Origin of the sequence: Roseovarius pelagicus, from assembly GCF_025639885.1 — a bacterium.
GTDB classification, from domain to species: domain Bacteria; phylum Pseudomonadota; class Alphaproteobacteria; order Rhodobacterales; family Rhodobacteraceae; genus Roseovarius; species Roseovarius pelagicus.
On sequence record NZ_CP106738.1, the window covers coordinates 2425307 to 2441509 of the forward strand.

Sequence of the window (16203 nt, forward strand, 5' to 3'; positions counted from 1 at the left end):
TAAGCTGGTAACAGCTTTTCAACTTGAGAGTTTGATCCTGGCTCAGAACGAACGCTGGCGGCAGGCTTAACACATGCAAGTCGAGCGCTCACTTCGGTGGGAGCGGCGGACGGGTTAGTAACGCGTGGGAACGTACCCTTTAGTAAGGAATAGCCACTGGAAACGGTGAGTAATACCTTATACGCCCTTCGGGGGAAAGATTTATCGCTAAAGGATCGGCCCGCGTTAGATTAGATAGTTGGTGGGGTAATGGCCTACCAAGTCTACGATCTATAGCTGGTTTTAGAGGATGATCAGCAACACTGGGACTGAGACACGGCCCAGACTCCTACGGGAGGCAGCAGTGGGGAATCTTAGACAATGGGCGAAAGCCTGATCTAGCCATGCCGCGTGAGTGATGAAGGTCTTAGGATCGTAAAGCTCTTTCGCCAGGGATGATAATGACAGTACCTGGTAAAGAAACCCCGGCTAACTCCGTGCCAGCAGCCGCGGTAATACGGAGGGGGTTAGCGTTGTTCGGAATTACTGGGCGTAAAGCGTACGTAGGCGGATTAGAAAGTATGGGGTGAAATCCCAGGGCTCAACCCTGGAACTGCCTCATAAACTACTAGTCTAGAGTTCGAGAGAGGTGAGTGGAACTCCGAGTGTAGAGGTGAAATTCGTAGATATTCGGAAGAACACCAGTGGCGAAGGCGGCTCACTGGCTCGATACTGACGCTGAGGTACGAAAGTGTGGGGAGCAAACAGGATTAGATACCCTGGTAGTCCACACCGTAAACGATGAATGCCAGTCGTCAGCAAGCATGCTTGTTGGTGACACACCTAACGGATTAAGCATTCCGCCTGGGGAGTACGGTCGCAAGATTAAAACTCAAAGGAATTGACGGGGGCCCGCACAAGCGGTGGAGCATGTGGTTTAATTCGAAGCAACGCGCAGAACCTTACCAACCCTTGACATGTGTATCGAGATTTCTGGAGACAGATTTCGTCAGTTCGGCTGGATACAACACAGGTGCTGCATGGCTGTCGTCAGCTCGTGTCGTGAGATGTTCGGTTAAGTCCGGCAACGAGCGCAACCCACATCCCTAGTTGCCAGCAGGTTAAGCTGGGCACTCTATGGAAACTGCCCGTGATAAGCGGGAGGAAGGTGTGGATGACGTCAAGTCCTCATGGCCCTTACGGGTTGGGCTACACACGTGCTACAATGGCAGTGACAATGGGTTAATCCCCAAAAGCTGTCTCAGTTCGGATTGGGGTCTGCAACTCGACCCCATGAAGTCGGAATCGCTAGTAATCGCGTAACAGCATGACGCGGTGAATACGTTCCCGGGCCTTGTACACACCGCCCGTCACACCATGGGAGTTGGGTTTACCCGAAGGCCGTGCGCCAACCTCTTAGGAGGGGGCAGCGGACCACGGTGAGCTCAGCGACTGGGGTGAAGTCGTAACAAGGTAGCCGTAGGGGAACCTGCGGCTGGATCACCTCCTTTCTAAGGATGTTTCTAGTATCTTGAGCTTGCTCTTGATCATGAAACACTTAGCAGATCGGCAATCAAAGCCGATCACATCAGTTGGATATGTTTGCATATTCAATTTGGGCCGAGCCGTCCTCATATCTCTTCAGTCAATTTTCAGGCCTACCGGCCTGTCTGGGTCGGTAGCTCAGGTGGTTAGAGCGCACGCCTGATAAGCGTGAGGTCGGAGGTTCAAGTCCTCCTCGACCCACCAACGTCATTTCTCGCACAGCGAAAATGGCGAGGCGGCAGTTGATTGCGCAGCAATCGACGAGAGCCACGACTGCCAACAGGCGCGACGCAAATTGCTTCGCAATTCGCTTTCCGCGCTTCGTGCGTTTCGCCTTCGGCGAAGCCACACTTAGGGGCCTTAGCTCAGCTGGGAGAGCGCCTGATTTGCATTCAGGAGGTCAGGAGTTCGATCCTCCTAGGCTCCACCATTACTTGATTAGATCGCTAAGCACTGTTCAGTGTTTAGCCGTCCAATCGGACGACTTTTACATCGTAAAGAGAGATACATAATAACGATACTGTTCGTTTGTCATAAGTACGTGACAAACTCAGTTTGGTTCCACTTCGGTGGAAGGCATCATGCGAGGCTGCTTCCTCAACCTCCCTGATGTATCCCTGCTGAAAAGAACGGTGTCGTCCAAGTCAAGTACATACACTAACCCGGTTCAAATCTGCACGGATTTGAGCCGTGTGTGATCCGCAAGGGTCGCACATCAGTCTGGTCGCGCAAGTGGCCAGGCGGGAAACAAAGTATGACTTTTGGTTCAGGATAAAGAACCCCTTTAGTTACCAGCTGGGGGTTCGCGATAGACGTCAGTCTGTCTTTTTCTGGATCAAATCAAGCGCGAAAAGGGCGTTTGGTGAATGCCTTGGCAGTAAGAGGCGATGAAGGACGTGATACTCTGCGATAAGTCATGGGGAGCTGAGAATAAGCTTTGATCCATGAATTTCCGAATGGGGCAACCCACCTGATACTGTGTTATTACTACTCTTCGGAGTGGCTAATAATGCGGTAAAACAGGTACTTATAGACTGAATACATAGGTTTATAAGAGCAAACCCGGAGAACTGAAACATCTAAGTACCCGGAGGAAAGGACATCAATTGATACTCCCCTAGTAGCGGCGAGCGAACGGGGACCAGCCGAGCCATGAATGTGAATAGAACGTGTTGGGAAGCACGGCCATAGTGGGTGATAGCCCCGTATATGAAGCATGATTGGACGTATTAAGTAGGGCGGAACACGTGAAATTCTGTCTGAAGATCGGAGGACCACCTTCGAAGGCTAAGTACTCCTTACTGACCGATAGTGAACCAGTACCGTGAGGGAAAGGTGAAAAGCACCCCGACGAGGGGAGTGAAACAGTACCTGAAACCGAACGCCTACAATCAGTCGGAGCTTGACTGGACTCTAATGACAATCTGTTCCATCTAGTTGTTAACAAGCAATTAGAGGAAGATGAGTATGTCGGATTTAGCATTCATTACGGACGGAGCAGTCGGTGTACTGTTCCTGGTCGCTGGCCTCATCGATGCCGGCGTTAACCATTGTCCGAATGAAGGTTGTCTCGCAAAAAATGAAGTTCAAGCCTACAACAGTCTATCTGTTGGTCAGACAACGTTTCAAAAGAACGTTGTCGGCGAAGAGCTTTACTTTCGGCGGGACACAGGGGTAGCAAACGGTCCATTTCAATGGATTTGGGGTGCCTCTGCAACAAGCGATGGAGAGCTATGGGCTGGCGTTGGTCAGGCCGTGACATTCTCTACGCGAAACGATCGGTTCTATACGCAGCTGCACTCAATGCTCGGCCTTTACGAAAAGGGCGATGGGGTGGATCTGGGTGGACCTGTCGAATTCCGATCCGGCATAGAATTCGGATATCAGAATAAAATGGGTACTCGCATGGCGATCAGCTTTGATCACCGATCGAACGCGGGCATCTATTCGCTGAACCCCGGACTTGAAACTGTACAGTTTCGGGTCTCTATCCCAACCAAGTGATTGTTATCAGTGTCCAGTCTTGTGACGGCGTACCTTTTGTATAATGGGTCATCGACTTGGTCTATCTAGCAAGCTTAAGCCGTTAGGTGTAGGCGCAGCGAAAGCGAGTCTTAATAGGGCGAATGAGTTAGATGGATCAGACCCGAAACCGAGTGATCTAGGCATGACCAGGATGAAGGTAAGGTAACACTTACTGGAGGTCCGAACCCACACCTGTTGAAAAAGGTCGGGATGAGTTGTGCCTAGGGGTGAAAGGCCAATCAAACTCGGAGATAGCTGGTTCTCTGCGAAAACTATTTAGGTAGTGCGTCATCCGAATACCCTCGGGGGTAGAGCACTGGATGGGTAATGGGGCCCCACAGGCTTACTGATCCTAACCAAACTCCGAATACCGAGAAGTACTAGATGGCAGACAGACTGCGGATGCTAACGTCCGTAGTCGAGAGGGAAACAACCCTGACCTACAGCTAAGGCCCCTAATTCATGGCTAAGTGGGAAAGCAGGTGGGACGACCAAAACAACCAGGAGGTTGGCTTAGAAGCAGCCATCCTTTAAAGATAGCGTAACAGCTCACTGGTCTAAATAAGTTGTCCTGCGGCGAAGATGTAACGGGGCTCAAGCCATGAGCCGAAGCTTAGGATGCCGTAAGGCATGGTAGCAGAGCGTAGTGTGACATAGTTCCATTCCTCCTTAGCTGGTTTCGACCAGCATTGGAGGAGAGGAGCTTTCGATGAAGCGGGCGCGTGAGCGATCCCGTGGAGAGATCACTAGTGAGAATGATGACATGAGTAGCGATAAACAGTGTGAGAGACACTGTCGCCGAAAGTCCAAGGGTTCCTGCTTAAAGCTAATCTGAGCAGGGTGAGCCGACCCCTAAGGCGAGGCCGAAAGGCGTAGTCGATGGGAACCAGGTTAATATTCCTGGGCCAGATGGAAGTGACGGATCGTGAAGGTTGTTCACCCTTATTGGATTGGGTGGGCCGCTAATCGGTTCCTGGAAATAGCTCCATCGCTAGATCGTACCCTAAACCAACACAGGTGGACCGGTAGAGAATACCAAGGCGCTTGAGAGAACCACATTTAAGGAACTCGGCAAAATACCTCCGTAAGTTCGCGAGAAGGAGGCCCGATTGGGACGCAAGTCTTGGTCGGGGGCACAAACCAGGGGGTGGCGACTGTTTACTAAAAACACAGGGCTCTGCGAAGTCGCAAGACGACGTATAGGGTCTGACGCCTGCCCGGTGCCTGAAGGTTAAAAGGAGGGGTGAGAGCTCTGAATTGAAGCCCAGGTAAACGGCGGCCGTAACTATAACGGTCCTAAGGTAGCGAAATTCCTTGTCGGGTAAGTTCCGACCTGCACGAATGGCGTAACGACTTCCCCGCTGTCTCAAATGTGGACTCAGCGAAATTGAATTGCCTGTCAAGATGCAGGCTTCCCGCGGTTAGACGGAAAGACCCCGTGCACCTTTACTACAGCTTCGCACTGGCATCAGAATTGAGATGTGCAGGATAGGTGGTAGGCTTTGAAGCATGAACGCTAGTTTGTGTGGAGCCACCCTTGAGATACCACTCTTCGCACTTTTGATGTCTAACCGCGGTCCGTTATCCGGATCCGGGACCCTGCGTGGCGGGTAGTTTGACTGGGGCGGTCGCCTCCTAAAGCGTAACGGAGGCGCGCGAAGGTTGGCTCAGAGCGGTCGGAAATCGCTCGTTGAGTGCAATGGCAGAAGCCAGCCTGACTGCGAGACTGACAAGTCGAGCAGAGTCGAAAGACGGCCATAGTGATCCGGTGGTCCCGAGTGGAAGGGCCATCGCTCAACGGATAAAAGGTACGCCGGGGATAACAGGCTGATACTGCCCAAGAGTCCATATCGACGGCAGTGTTTGGCACCTCGATGTCGGCTCATCTCATCCTGGGGCTGGAGCAGGTCCCAAGGGTACGGCTGTTCGCCGTTTAAAGAGGTACGTGAGCTGGGTTTAGAACGTCGTGAGACAGTTCGGTCCCTATCTGCCGTGGGTGTAGGATACTTGAGAGGAGTTGCCCCTAGTACGAGAGGACCGGGGTGAACGTTCCACTGGTGGACCAGTTGTCGTGCCAACGGCAGTGCTGGGTAGCTATGAACGGACAGGATAACCGCTGAAGGCATCTAAGCGGGAAGCCCCCCTCAAAACAAGGTATCCCTGAGAGCCGTGGTAGACCACCACGTCGATAGGCTGGAGATGTAAGTGCAGCAATGCATTCAGTTGACCAGTACTAATTGCTCGATAGGCTTGATTTGATCCAGTAGAAGTCAGACTTCATACCGGACCAAAGTCATACACACCAACTACATGACTTGACTTGGAACCCGAGGATCTTTCTCGGTTTGGTGGTCATAGCACAAGCGAAACACCCGGTCCCATCCCGAACCCGGCCGTTAAGCGCTGTCGCGCCAATGGTACTGCGTCTTAAGGCGTGGGAGAGTAGGTCGCTGCCAAACCTAGTAAGATCCTCGAGATATGTATCTCTCTTCGATGTTAGACTAACAATCCATTGGCGCGGGATGGAGCAGCCCGGTAGCTCGTCAGGCTCATAACCTGAAGGTCGTAGGTTCAAATCCTACTCCCGCAACCAAATTTACAAATATATACAATACGTTAACAGCCACCCTCGGGTGGCTTTTTGCGTTGGCGTTTTGGCTGGTGCTACGCTGGTGCTACGTTTTGAAGGCGTAGCGATGGTCGGGAGGTAGGAAGGCTGAGTCGGGCGGAAAGCAGAAGTTCGCTGCACCTAGAATGAATGACTGCTAACGGTGAGATTTCTAAAATGGGGCGTAAGTCACGTCATTGATGCTCTAGCGAATACGAATGAATGAGCAAAAACCCAATGCCATCTTCAAAACACTGCATATGGAGTAATATTGAAGAGCGTCTCTTGAAAACATGCCACATCTAGCTCTTGAAAACCGCGCACCGGCCTCACAATTGTTAACAAACATTTGAAAAACAGTGAGGCCCAATATGTCGGCTCAAAAACTTACATTCTTTTCGTGCGACAACGGAGACGCCTCACTCATTGAGGCTCACGGCTGGGTCATCATGACGGACGTAAATTATCGTGCCGACGCGAGTAACGACGACAGCGACACGCTGGATTTTGCGCCTAAAATCAGAAGTGCGTGCAATGACGACAAGCTGGACATTTTTGTTCTGACGCATCCTGACGAGGATCACCTCAGTGGCTTTGGCGACATCTTCCATTTGGGCAAACCTGTTGATTGTCACTGAGAACTGACCCGGTAGCCCCATAAATTGTCACTGAGAACTGACCCATGTGAACACACTTCCCCGACGGTTTTGGTTGGGGGGATTTGGAGTGATCGACATGGGATTTTTGAGTGTCATTCGACGCTGGGCATTGCGTGACAAAATGCCAATCAGGGAGATTGCCCGGCGGACGGGTTTGTCTCGGAACACGATCAAGAAGTATCTGCGTGAAGGTGCGGTGGAGCCGAGGTTCAAGACGCCCAAGCGTCCAAGCAAGCTGGACCCCTACGCGGATCGGCTGTCAGCCTGGCTTTTAATCCAGACGCGGAAGTCACGCAAAGAGCGGCGGACAGTGAAGCAAATGCATGCTGATCTGGTGAAGCTGGGATATAATGGTTCCTATGAACGCGTGGCAGCTTTCGCCCGGGCATGGCGTGAAGATCGGCATCGAGCGGAACAGACGACGGGGCGCGGCACCTATGTGCCTTTGGTGTTCGCGCCCGGCGAAGCCTTCCAATTCGATTGGAGCGAGGACAGGGCCAACATCGGTGGTGAGCGCGTCAAACTTCAGGTCGCGCATATCAAACTGTCACACAGCCGGGCTTTCTTGGTGCGGGCCTACCCGCTGCAAACGCACGAGATGCTGTTTGACGCCCACTGGCATGCATTCCGCGTCTTCGGCGGCGTGCCTGGTCGCGGGATCTATGACAATATGAAGACCGCCGTTGATCGTGTGGGCAAAGGCAAGCAGCGGGACGTCAATGCACGCTTCAAGGCTATGGCCAGCCACTACGTGTTTGAGCCCGAGTTCTGCAATCCAGCCGCAGGTTGGGAGAAAGGCCAGGTTGAGAAGAACGTGCAGGATGCGCGCAACCGCATGTGGCAGGTCATGCCAGTCTTTGCCGATCAGGCAGAGCTGAACCAATGGCTTGAAGATCGCTGTATCGCCCTTTGGGCAGAGACACCGCACAAGGCTTTGCCGGGGTCCATCGCTGACGTGTGGGAGGCCGAGAAGCCCACGCTGATGGCACTGCCGCCGGCATTCGATGGCTTTATCGAACATAGTAAGCGTGTGTCACCCACATGCCTGATCACGTTCGAACGCAATCGCTACAGCGTTCCCGCCAGCTTTGCGAACCGACGTGTCAGTTTGCATGTCTATCCCGAACGGCTGGTCATGGTCGCTGAAGGGCAAACGGTTTGCGAGCATGCGCGGATCATCGAGCGGTCTCATCGCAAGCCCGGCAAGGTCATCTATGACTGGCGTCACTATCTCGCTGTCATCCAACGCAAACCAGGTGCCTTACGCAATGGTGCGCCGTTCACGGAGATGCCGGATGCCTTCCGGCAACTTCAGGATCACATGCTGCGTAAAGAAGGCGGTGACCGAGAGATGGTCGACATTCTGTCTCTGGTCCTTCAGCACAACGAAGATGACGTTTTGTGCGCAGTGGAGCTGGCACTTGAAGCGGGCGTCCCCACCAAGACGCACATCCTGAACCTGTTGCATCGATTGATCGACCGCAGACCGACAGATCACCCCGAGGTCGATCCGCCGGACGCACTGGCATTGCAGTCAACGCCAGAGGCCAACGTCGATCGCTATGACGGGTTGCGACAGACTAAGGAGAAGCGCCATGCGTCATGACCCAGCAGGAGCTTCTATCGTGATCATGCTACGCAGTCTCAAGCTGTACGGCATGGCAAATGCGATTGAAGACTTGGTCGCCCAGGGCGCGCCAGCGTTCGAAGCTGCCACACCAATGCTGTCACAGCTGCTCAAGGCCGAGATCGCCGAGCGCGAGGTACGGTCTATCGCCTACCACACGAAGGTCGCCCGCTTCCCCGCATATAAAGACCTCACCGGCTTTGACTTTGCGTCCAGTGAGATCAACGAGGCAACAGTCCGACAGTTGCATCGGTGCGAGTTCATTGAAGCGACTGAAAATGTCGTGCTGATCGGCGGCCCCGGAACCGGCAAAAGCCATACTGCTACAGCAATTGGTGTGCAGGCGATTGAGCATCACAGGCGAAAGGTCCGCTTCTTCTCGACCGTGGAATTGGTTAATGCACTGGAGCAAGAGAAAGCGCTTGGAAAGGCTGGGAAACTGGCTGAGATGCTGACCAAGGTCGATTTGGTTATCTTAGACGAGCTTGGCTACCTGCCGTTCAGTTCATCTGGTGGGGCATTGCTCTTCCACCTACTCAGTAAGCTCTATGAGCGCACCAGTGTGATCATCACCACCAACCTTAGCTTCTCAGAATGGGCGCAGGTCTTCGGGGATGCAAAGATGACCACCGCTCTCTTGGATCGGCTTACCCACCGCTGCCACATCCTCGAAACCGGAAACGACAGCTACCGCTTCAAGGTCAGTTCTGAGGCAGCAAAGAAAACTGCAAAGGAGGCCAAAACATTGACCGCATCATAGACCACGACGCATAACTGAGGGTGGGTCAAATCTCGGTGAAAATACCGGGTCAGTTCTCAGTGACAATCAACAATGCCGCATCTGATTGTTAGCGCCGCCGACCACCGCCGGCGACATGAAGAACCCTTTGGTTTCACGCTCGATGCATTCGCCGCCACACATGATCTCGGCACCTTCCTTGCGCGCTATATCAAGATAGCTTTTGTTTACCCGAAGCTGCTTTTCGTCCACGACCGGGCCGAGATCGCTTTTCTCATCCAGTGCGTGGCCAGCACGTAGGGCGCGTGTGCGTTCGACCATCGCTGCGAGAAGCTGATCGTGGATGCCGGGGGTTGCAATGATGCGTGTGTTTGAGGTGCAGCGCTGGCCGGTAGAGATAACCGACCCGTTAATGGCGCAATCCGTGGCATTTGCGAGGTCGGCGTCATCCAGTACTATCAGGGGACTTTTGCCGCCCATTTCCTGCTGCAGCTTGCCGCCGCGTGCGGTCACCGCCTCTCGCACTGACTGGCCGGTGGCGACGGATCCGGTGAAAGAAAGCGCATCCACCTGGTCGGAGGCGCACATCGCCGTTCCCGCCTCGCTGCCCCTGCCCATTACGAGGTTGAATACGCCATCGGGCAGACCGGACCGAGACAGGATTTCAGTTAATTCCCAAGCCATGGCCGGGGTCAGTTCAGCAGGTTTCATCACAACCGTATTGCCATAAGCAAGCGCGGGTGCCGCCTTCCACGCGGGAATGGCCACTGGAAAATTCCAAGGCGTGACAAGCCCAACGACACCCACCGGCTCGTAACGGACATCGGCGATGACGCCCGGCCTGACGGAGGTCACCAGATCGCCAGCCACGCGCAGAGATTCCTGTGCATAGAACTTGAAGACTTGGCCAGCGCGGGTCACTTCTCCGATGGCTTCTGACAGGATTTTGCCTTGCTCGCGTGCGAGAAGGCGGCCCAGATCTTCGCGTCTGGCCAGCAGTTCGCTGCCCACGAAATCCAGCGCATCCGCCCGGGTCTGCGGCGTGGTGGCGCGCCATTCCGGCAGTGCCGCTCGGGCCGCGGCGATGGCGTCTTGCGTCTGTGCCGCATCCGCGCGGGCATAGACACCGACAATATCGGACAGATCCGAAGGGTTAATGTTTTCAACTTCCGCGACGCCCGGAACCCAAGCGCCGTCGATGTAGTTCAGTCTGGTCATTGTTTTGCTTTCCCGGCTTCAAAGTTCAGCTGCAAGCTGGTCAAGGCTGGCGGTCAGGATGTCGACCATTTCGTCCACTTCAGCGGGGGTGATGATCAGCGGCGGGCAGAAGGCCAGCGCGTCGATCATGTTGCGCGAAATCAGTCCCTTTTCGGTCATAATGACATTCATCCGACCACCGAGCGTTCCCGCGCCAAACTCTGCCTCGCGACCTTGCGGCGCGACCATTTCCACGGCGGCAAGCAGGCCCTTGCCACGGACCTCGCCGACGAGAGCGTGGCCTTTGAGCGTGTTCAGTTTGTCCATCATGTAGGCCCCGGTTTCTGCGGCGTTCGCGACCAGATCGCGTTCCTCAATGATCTTGATGGTCTCGAGCGCCACCGCCGCGCCAACAGGGTGTGCCCCGCCGGTAAAGCCATGGCCCAGAACGCCGATCCTGTTGCTTTCGTCGGCAACCGGTTCATAGACGCGATCGTTGATCATAAAGGCGGAGAAGGGAATATAGGACGAGGTGATTTGCTTGGACATTGTGATGATGTCGGGCTGGATGTCATAGGTTTGCGACCCGAACATCTGGCCGGTCCGGCCAAAGCCGCAGATCACTTCGTCGGCGATCAGGAGGATGTCGTATCTCGACAGTACCGCTTGGATCTTTTCCCAGTAGGTTGCTGGGGGCACGACGACGCCACCAGCGCCCATGATCGGTTCCGCAATGAAGGCCGCGACTGTATCGGGGCCTTCCTGTTGGATCATCGTGTCCAGATCCTCGGCGCAGCGTGTGGCGAACTGTTCTTCGGTTTCGCCGTCCGTTCCGTTCCTCCAAAAGTGCGGGCAGGTCGTGTGTTTGATGCCTTCGAAAGGCAGGTCGAAGGAGCGGTGGTTGTTGGGTAGGCCGGTCAGAGATGCCGAAAGCGCCGTGACTCCGTGATATCCGCGCAGGCGCGAGATGATCTTCTTTTTTTCCGGTTTGCCCATCGCATTGGAGCGATACCAAACCATCTTGATGATGGTGTCATTGGCCTCGGAACCGGAGTTGGTAAAGAACACTTTGCTCATCGGTGCGGGGGCCAGCGAGATCAGCTTCTCTGCCAGATCGATGACCGGGCCGTGCGACTTGTGCGAAAAGCTGTGGTAAAATGGCAGCTTGCGCATCTGCGCATAGGCCGCATCCGCCAGCCGGACCTCGTCAAAGCCCAAGGCAACGCTCCACAGGCCAGCCATGGCCTCGATATAGGATTTGCCTGTATTGTCAAAGACGCGGATACCCTTTCCGCAGTCCATAATCATCGGGCCGTTTTGTTCATGTTCGCGGGCGTTGGTGTAGCCGTGAAAGTGGAAGGCTGTGTCGCGAGCTTCGGGCGAGTTCAGGAGAATATCGGTCATCGTCTGTCCTATGGTCTAGGCGGGTTTCGTTGCGTCGGTGTGAAGGGTGTCCAAGTAGCGGATGTTGGCCCGAGGAATGTATTTCATTCAGGGAACTGGACTTTGGCAGCCTTCGCCAAGTTTCGGGGTTTGATCGCTACGAGGAGCAATCGCGTTATAGCTATTGATGTATGATGCGTCAAGTATGATGCATCATACATCAATAGTGACATGCCCGAACCACGATGATACGGTCCCAATTCTGACCGGTGTGGAGACTGACGTGGACGACAAAAATGAGCTGTTTGCCATTAACCAAGCCTCGCTTGGGGAAATTGCCTATGAAAAGATTTCCGGCGCCATCATATCCGGGGCCTTCAAATCCGGCGAAAAACTTACAATTCGTGGTCTGGCAGACCTTCTCGAGATAAGCTCCACCCCGGTGCGCGACGCGGTGAAACGGCTGCTGCTGGAGGGTGCGCTCGAACAGCGCGCGCCACGGGATGTACGCGTTCCGGTCATCACCGCGGAGCACTACCGTCAGATTGTCGATATTCGGCTGGAACTAGAAGGGCTGGCCGCAGCGCGTGCAGCCGAGCGGCGCTCGGCAGACGATCTCGAATTTTTGCACCGGAATATCGAAGAGAACGAAGTGGCGCTGCGCAAGCGGGATTGGAAGCGGGGCATGGAGCTGAACAAGCAGTTCCATTTCGCTCTTGGCGAGGCCGCACGCATGCCAGTGCTTCTGAAACATCTCGGCAGCCTTTGGCTGCAGATCGGCCCACCGGTATCCGCATTCTATGCCCATGGTGGGCGCAAAATGATCGAATGTCATTACGATGTGGTCAAAGCGATCGAGAAGCGCGACTCGAAAGAGGCGCGCAGGCAGATAGTTCTCGATATTTCTGGCTCGGTCGAGGCGATCATTGCCAATCTGGCATCGACCCATCGCTGAGTTGGCTCATCCGGCCAAATACAGGTCAGGTTCCCCTTGGGACTGCGGCTCGATAGGCAGGCATTAGCCTTTTCAGTGCCACGCTAGGGATTGTCAATTTGCGCGGAAACGCACCTGACAGCGGATATCCTCATGACCAACCCTAGCAATCCTGCGCGATGTCGAGGACCTTCCTGGACGTGTCGCGGTTTGATCCCGCTCCTTTGGTTGCATGTGTTGCAGCGAAGTAGACGAGCTATGGGCACGCAACGGGCGGACGAATTCGGCGCTGATTTGCCAGAGCGCAGGTCGCGGATGTAGTCAGATGTTGGGCTTGGCGTGGCGCAACAGAGCCTCTCCGCCGTATCTGATGTCATGGCATATGGCGGTGCGCACCATGACGGGATCACGGGCGCGCAAGCCATCGATGACGGTAAGGTGCGGATGAACATCACGAAATGGATTGCCGCGGTCATAAAGGTGCGACAATAGCGGTCCGCAGCGTACCCATAGGTTTTCGACGATCTCTAACACAATCGGCATCTTCCCGGCACGGCACAGCGTCAGATGAAATTGCGTGTTTAGATTGATAGCTTCGGCGTGATCGCCTCCCTCGAAGGCGCTCGAAAGACGCGTGTGGATATCCTCCAGCGTGTCAACTTCCGAGTCAGAAGCGGAGGTGGCGGCGTTCGCGGCCGCGCGCCCTTCTAAATCCAGACGAATATCGCGTATCTCGATCAGTTCGTCCAGCGTTAGCTCTGGAACCATGACTGTGCCGCGCGCGTCGAGTGCCAGTGCGTCCAGCGATACCAGCCGCAAAAACGCCTCACGCATCGGCGTCGCGCTGATTCCGAATCGCTTCGACATCGGGCGCAGATGTAGCTTTTCACCCGGTTTCAACTGCCCACCCATCAATGCAGTACGCAACGCGAAATAGGCCCTATCCCCCAGATTTTCCTTGGCTATCGGGTGAACCCAGGAATGGGTGTCGGTGCTTTTCATAGATCGAACCTCATTGTGTGCGTTGACAAATGCCAGCCTCCTCGCTCTATATACTGTTATAACAAATAACACATTACAGCTTGAAACGTGAAAAGCTTATATGTGTAACCGCCCGCCATTGCGAGATTGGAGAGAAGTAAAACGAAGGCCGCTTACCTGTTTCAGGGAGGAAACCGGAAAGCAAAACCCAGACGGAATTTTGAGTGGAGGACACTGGATGAACGATACTATGCAGGCCGTAACGGCCCGCGCCGCAGGCGGCCCCGAGGTACTGGACGTTGTTCAGCTTTCGCGCCCGCTCCCGGGCGACGGCGAGATCCTTGTGCGCGTTCACGCTGCAGGGGTAAATCGCCCGGACGTTATGCAGCGAGAGGGCAATTATCCGCCGCCTCCCGGCGCGACTGACATTCTCGGCCTGGAGTTGGCCGGAGTAGTCGAGGCGGTGGGCACGGGCATCACCCGTTTTGTCAAAGGCGCGCGCGTCATGGCGCTGGTGCCCAGCGGTGCCTATGCAGAATGGGCCGTCGTGCACGAGACCAACGCGTTGCCGGTTCCCGATGGCGTTAGCATGGTTGAGGCGGGAGCGATTCCAGAGACTTTCTTCACCGTCTGGTCCAACGTGTTTCAACGCGCCGGCCTGACGCCGGGCGAGACGATCTTGATCCACGGCGGCACCTCAGGCATCGGTACGACGGCTATCCAGCTGGCAAAGGCGCTGGGGTCCAGAGTTCTGGTCACTGCCGGCAGCGATGAGAAATGCGCTGCGGCCAAACAGATGGGCGCGGACATCGCGATCAATTACAAGACCTCCGACTTTGTTGAGGAGGCAAAGAAAGCGACCGCTGGTATCGGCCCCGAAGTCATCCTTGACATGGTTGGTGGTGACTACATGCAGCGCAACATCGAGGCGGTGGCCATCGACGGACGCATCGCGCAGATCGCTTTTCAAAAGCCCAGCCACGCCGATCTGAATATGTTGCAACTGCTGACGAAGCGCCTGACATGGACCGGCTCGACATTGCGCGCCCGGCCCGTCGCAATGAAGGCAAAGCTGGCCGACGCGCTTGAAGCGAATGTTCTGCCTTTGCTGGCCAGCGGCCAAGTACGCCCGGTGATCGATTCCACCTATCCACTTAGCGACGTGCGGAAAGCGCACGCGCGAATGGATGGCGGCCAGCATGTCGGCAAGATCGTTTTAACTATGGCCGAAGAAGGCGAGTGACTAAGGCGCATTAGCGCTCGGTCGATGATGAAAATCACAGGAGGAGAGAGACTATGAGACTTGATGTAATGTTACGGACGACGGTTGCGGCTTGTGCGATTTTGGGCGCGCCTGGAGCGTTTGCGGATGTGACTTTTGGCGCGCTTTATCCGTTCAGCGGTCAGTTGGCACTGCTTGGTGAGGAGAGTGCGCGGGGGCTTGAGCTTGCGGTTGACGAGATGAACGCGGCGGGCGGTGTCCAGGGCGAGCAGATCGTGCTGGAGCGTGGCGATGCTGTGGACAACAACCAGGCGATTGGCGAGGCGCGGCGGTTGATCTCGCGCGAAGAGGTCAAGGCGATTTTCGGCAGCTATTCGTCGTCGCGGTCGATCGCGGCGAGCCAGGTGGCCGAACTGAACGGGATCCCCTATTTTGAGCTTGGCGCGGTTGCCGACGAGGTGACGGGGCGCGGCCTTGAGTATCTGTTCCGTGTCAATCCGACGGCCGAGAACATGGGCGAGACGATTATCAACATGGTCGTCGACAAGGTGGCTCCGGGGGCGGGCGTCGCGGCTGGTGACCTGAAGATCGCGATCATCCACGAGGACAGCAGCTATGGCACGTCGGTGGCCGGTCACCAGAAGCGTTTTGCCGAGGAGAAGGGCCTGAACATCGTCGTCGAGCAGTCCTATCCGGCGTCGACGGTCGATATGTCGTCGATCGTTCTGGACCTCAAGCAGCGCGGCGTGGACGTGGTTCTGCAATGTTCGTATCAGAACGATTCGGTGCTGTTTTTGCAGCAGGCGCACGAGGCGGATTTCAAGCCACTGGCGATCATCGGGGGCGGGGGCGGCTATTCGATGCAGCCGACGGCCGAGGCGGTTGGCCATGACGTGATCGACGGTGTTCTGAACACCGACTTCACTCAGTATATCGTGAACAAGGAGTTCACGCCGGGGATCGACGATTTTCTGGCGGCATATCAGGAGAAATACGGCACCGCCCCGCGTTCGGGTCACTCGCTGACGAACTATGTGGGTGCGATGGCGGTGCTTCAGGCGCTGAACGAGGCGGACGGGTTCGAGGCCGATACGATTCTTGAGACGGTTCGCGGGATTGACATTGCGGAGGGGTCGACCGCTGCGGGTTATGGTGTGAAGTTCGGTGAGAACAACCAGAACGTGCGTGCGCGGATGATGGGCCTGCAATGGCAGGACGGCAAGCTGGTGACGGTCTATCCGGATGATGCTGCGGCAGCAGAGTTTCGGATGAACAAGTAATCCCTTTCGGGATCAATCGGGGCG

Annotated in this window: 9 protein-coding genes, 3 tRNA genes and 3 rRNA genes; 12 read left to right on the forward strand and 3 right to left on the reverse strand. The window is 55.3% G+C overall.

Annotated features, from left to right (window positions below):
• The first annotated feature begins 19 nt into the window (after nt 1–19).
• From N7U68_RS13025 to istB, 9 genes are all read left to right on the forward strand, one after another.
• A 16S ribosomal RNA gene (locus N7U68_RS13025) occupies nt 20–1490 on the forward strand.
• Between the two features lie 161 nt (nt 1491–1651).
• A tRNA-Ile gene (locus N7U68_RS13030) sits at nt 1652–1728 on the forward strand.
• A 150-nt stretch (nt 1729–1878) separates the two neighbouring features.
• Nucleotides 1879–1954 (forward strand) — tRNA-Ala (locus tag N7U68_RS13035).
• A gap of 408 nt (nt 1955–2362) precedes the next feature.
• Nucleotides 2363–5807: ribosomal RNA gene (locus tag N7U68_RS13040) — 23S ribosomal RNA — on the forward strand.
• An 86-nt stretch (nt 5808–5893) separates the two neighbouring features.
• Nucleotides 5894–6008 (forward strand): 5S ribosomal RNA (gene rrf / locus N7U68_RS13045).
• The 16S, 23S and 5S rRNA genes sit together here with 3 tRNA genes alongside, the layout of an rRNA operon.
• Before the next feature lie 57 nt (nt 6009–6065).
• A tRNA-Met gene (locus tag N7U68_RS13050) sits at nt 6066–6142 on the forward strand.
• A 464-nt stretch (nt 6143–6606) separates the two neighbouring features.
• Nucleotides 6607–6795, forward strand: a complete 189-nt coding sequence (locus tag N7U68_RS13055) for a hypothetical protein (RefSeq protein WP_263047074.1) — start codon at nt 6607–6609, stop codon at nt 6793–6795.
• Between the two features lie 97 nt (nt 6796–6892).
• On the forward strand, nt 6893–8422 hold the full coding sequence (gene istA, locus N7U68_RS13060; RefSeq protein ID WP_263046779.1) for an IS21 family transposase: 1530 nt from the start codon (nt 6893–6895) through the stop codon (nt 8420–8422).
• The gene (istB, locus tag N7U68_RS13065; RefSeq protein ID WP_263046774.1) at nt 8412–9203 is read left to right on the forward strand and encodes an IS21-like element helper ATPase IstB; all 792 of its coding nucleotides are present in this window, start codon (nt 8412–8414) and stop codon (nt 9201–9203) included. Before istA ends, istB begins: the two co-directional genes overlap by 11 nt.
• Before the next feature lie 66 nt (nt 9204–9269).
• Here istB and N7U68_RS13070 read toward each other — a convergent pair whose 3' ends face one another.
• Entirely contained in the window at nt 9270–10400 is a 1131-nt protein-coding gene (locus N7U68_RS13070; RefSeq protein WP_263047075.1) for an aldehyde dehydrogenase family protein, read from the reverse strand.
• Between the two features lie 18 nt (nt 10401–10418).
• Complete coding sequence (locus tag N7U68_RS13075) at nt 10419–11783, reverse strand: aspartate aminotransferase family protein (RefSeq protein ID WP_263047076.1); 1365 nt, start codon at nt 11781–11783, stop codon at nt 10419–10421.
• 262 nt (nt 11784–12045) lie between these two features.
• On the opposite strand from N7U68_RS13075, the gene N7U68_RS13080 reads away from it, so the two are divergent.
• Nucleotides 12046–12717 (forward strand): GntR family transcriptional regulator, encoded by a 672-nt coding sequence (locus N7U68_RS13080; RefSeq protein ID WP_165194821.1) that lies wholly within the window; start codon nt 12046–12048, stop codon nt 12715–12717.
• A gap of 300 nt (nt 12718–13017) precedes the next feature.
• Here N7U68_RS13080 and N7U68_RS13085 read toward each other — a convergent pair whose 3' ends face one another.
• On the reverse strand, nt 13018–13698 hold the full coding sequence (locus N7U68_RS13085; RefSeq protein WP_263047077.1) for a GntR family transcriptional regulator: 681 nt from the start codon (nt 13696–13698) through the stop codon (nt 13018–13020).
• Nucleotides 13699–13915: 217 nt separating this feature from the next.
• On the opposite strand from N7U68_RS13085, the gene N7U68_RS13090 reads away from it, so the two are divergent.
• The gene (locus N7U68_RS13090; protein WP_263047078.1) at nt 13916–14920 is read left to right on the forward strand and encodes an NAD(P)H-quinone oxidoreductase; all 1005 of its coding nucleotides are present in this window, start codon (nt 13916–13918) and stop codon (nt 14918–14920) included.
• 53 nt (nt 14921–14973) lie between these two features.
• The gene (locus tag N7U68_RS13095) at nt 14974–16179 is read left to right on the forward strand and encodes an ABC transporter substrate-binding protein (RefSeq protein WP_165194800.1); all 1206 of its coding nucleotides are present in this window, start codon (nt 14974–14976) and stop codon (nt 16177–16179) included.
• The last annotated feature ends 24 nt before the right edge of the window (nt 16180–16203 follow it).

Coding starts and splice junctions, on each gene's coding strand:
- N7U68_RS13055 (WP_263047074.1), top strand. CDS start 6,607: ATGACGGACGTAAATTATCGTGCCGACGCGAGTAACGACGACAGCGAC.
- istA (WP_263046779.1), top strand. CDS start 6,893: ATGGGATTTTTGAGTGTCATTCGACGCTGGGCATTGCGTGACAAAATG.
- istB (WP_263046774.1), top strand. CDS start 8,412: ATGCGTCATGACCCAGCAGGAGCTTCTATCGTGATCATGCTACGCAGT.
- N7U68_RS13070 (WP_263047075.1), bottom strand. CDS start 10,400: ATGACCAGACTGAACTACATCGACGGCGCTTGGGTTCCGGGCGTCGCG.
- N7U68_RS13075 (WP_263047076.1), bottom strand. CDS start 11,783: ATGACCGATATTCTCCTGAACTCGCCCGAAGCTCGCGACACAGCCTTC.
- N7U68_RS13085 (WP_263047077.1), bottom strand. CDS start 13,698: ATGAAAAGCACCGACACCCATTCCTGGGTTCACCCGATAGCCAAGGAA.
- N7U68_RS13090 (WP_263047078.1), top strand. CDS start 13,916: ATGAACGATACTATGCAGGCCGTAACGGCCCGCGCCGCAGGCGGCCCC.
- N7U68_RS13095 (WP_165194800.1), top strand. CDS start 14,974: ATGAGACTTGATGTAATGTTACGGACGACGGTTGCGGCTTGTGCGATT.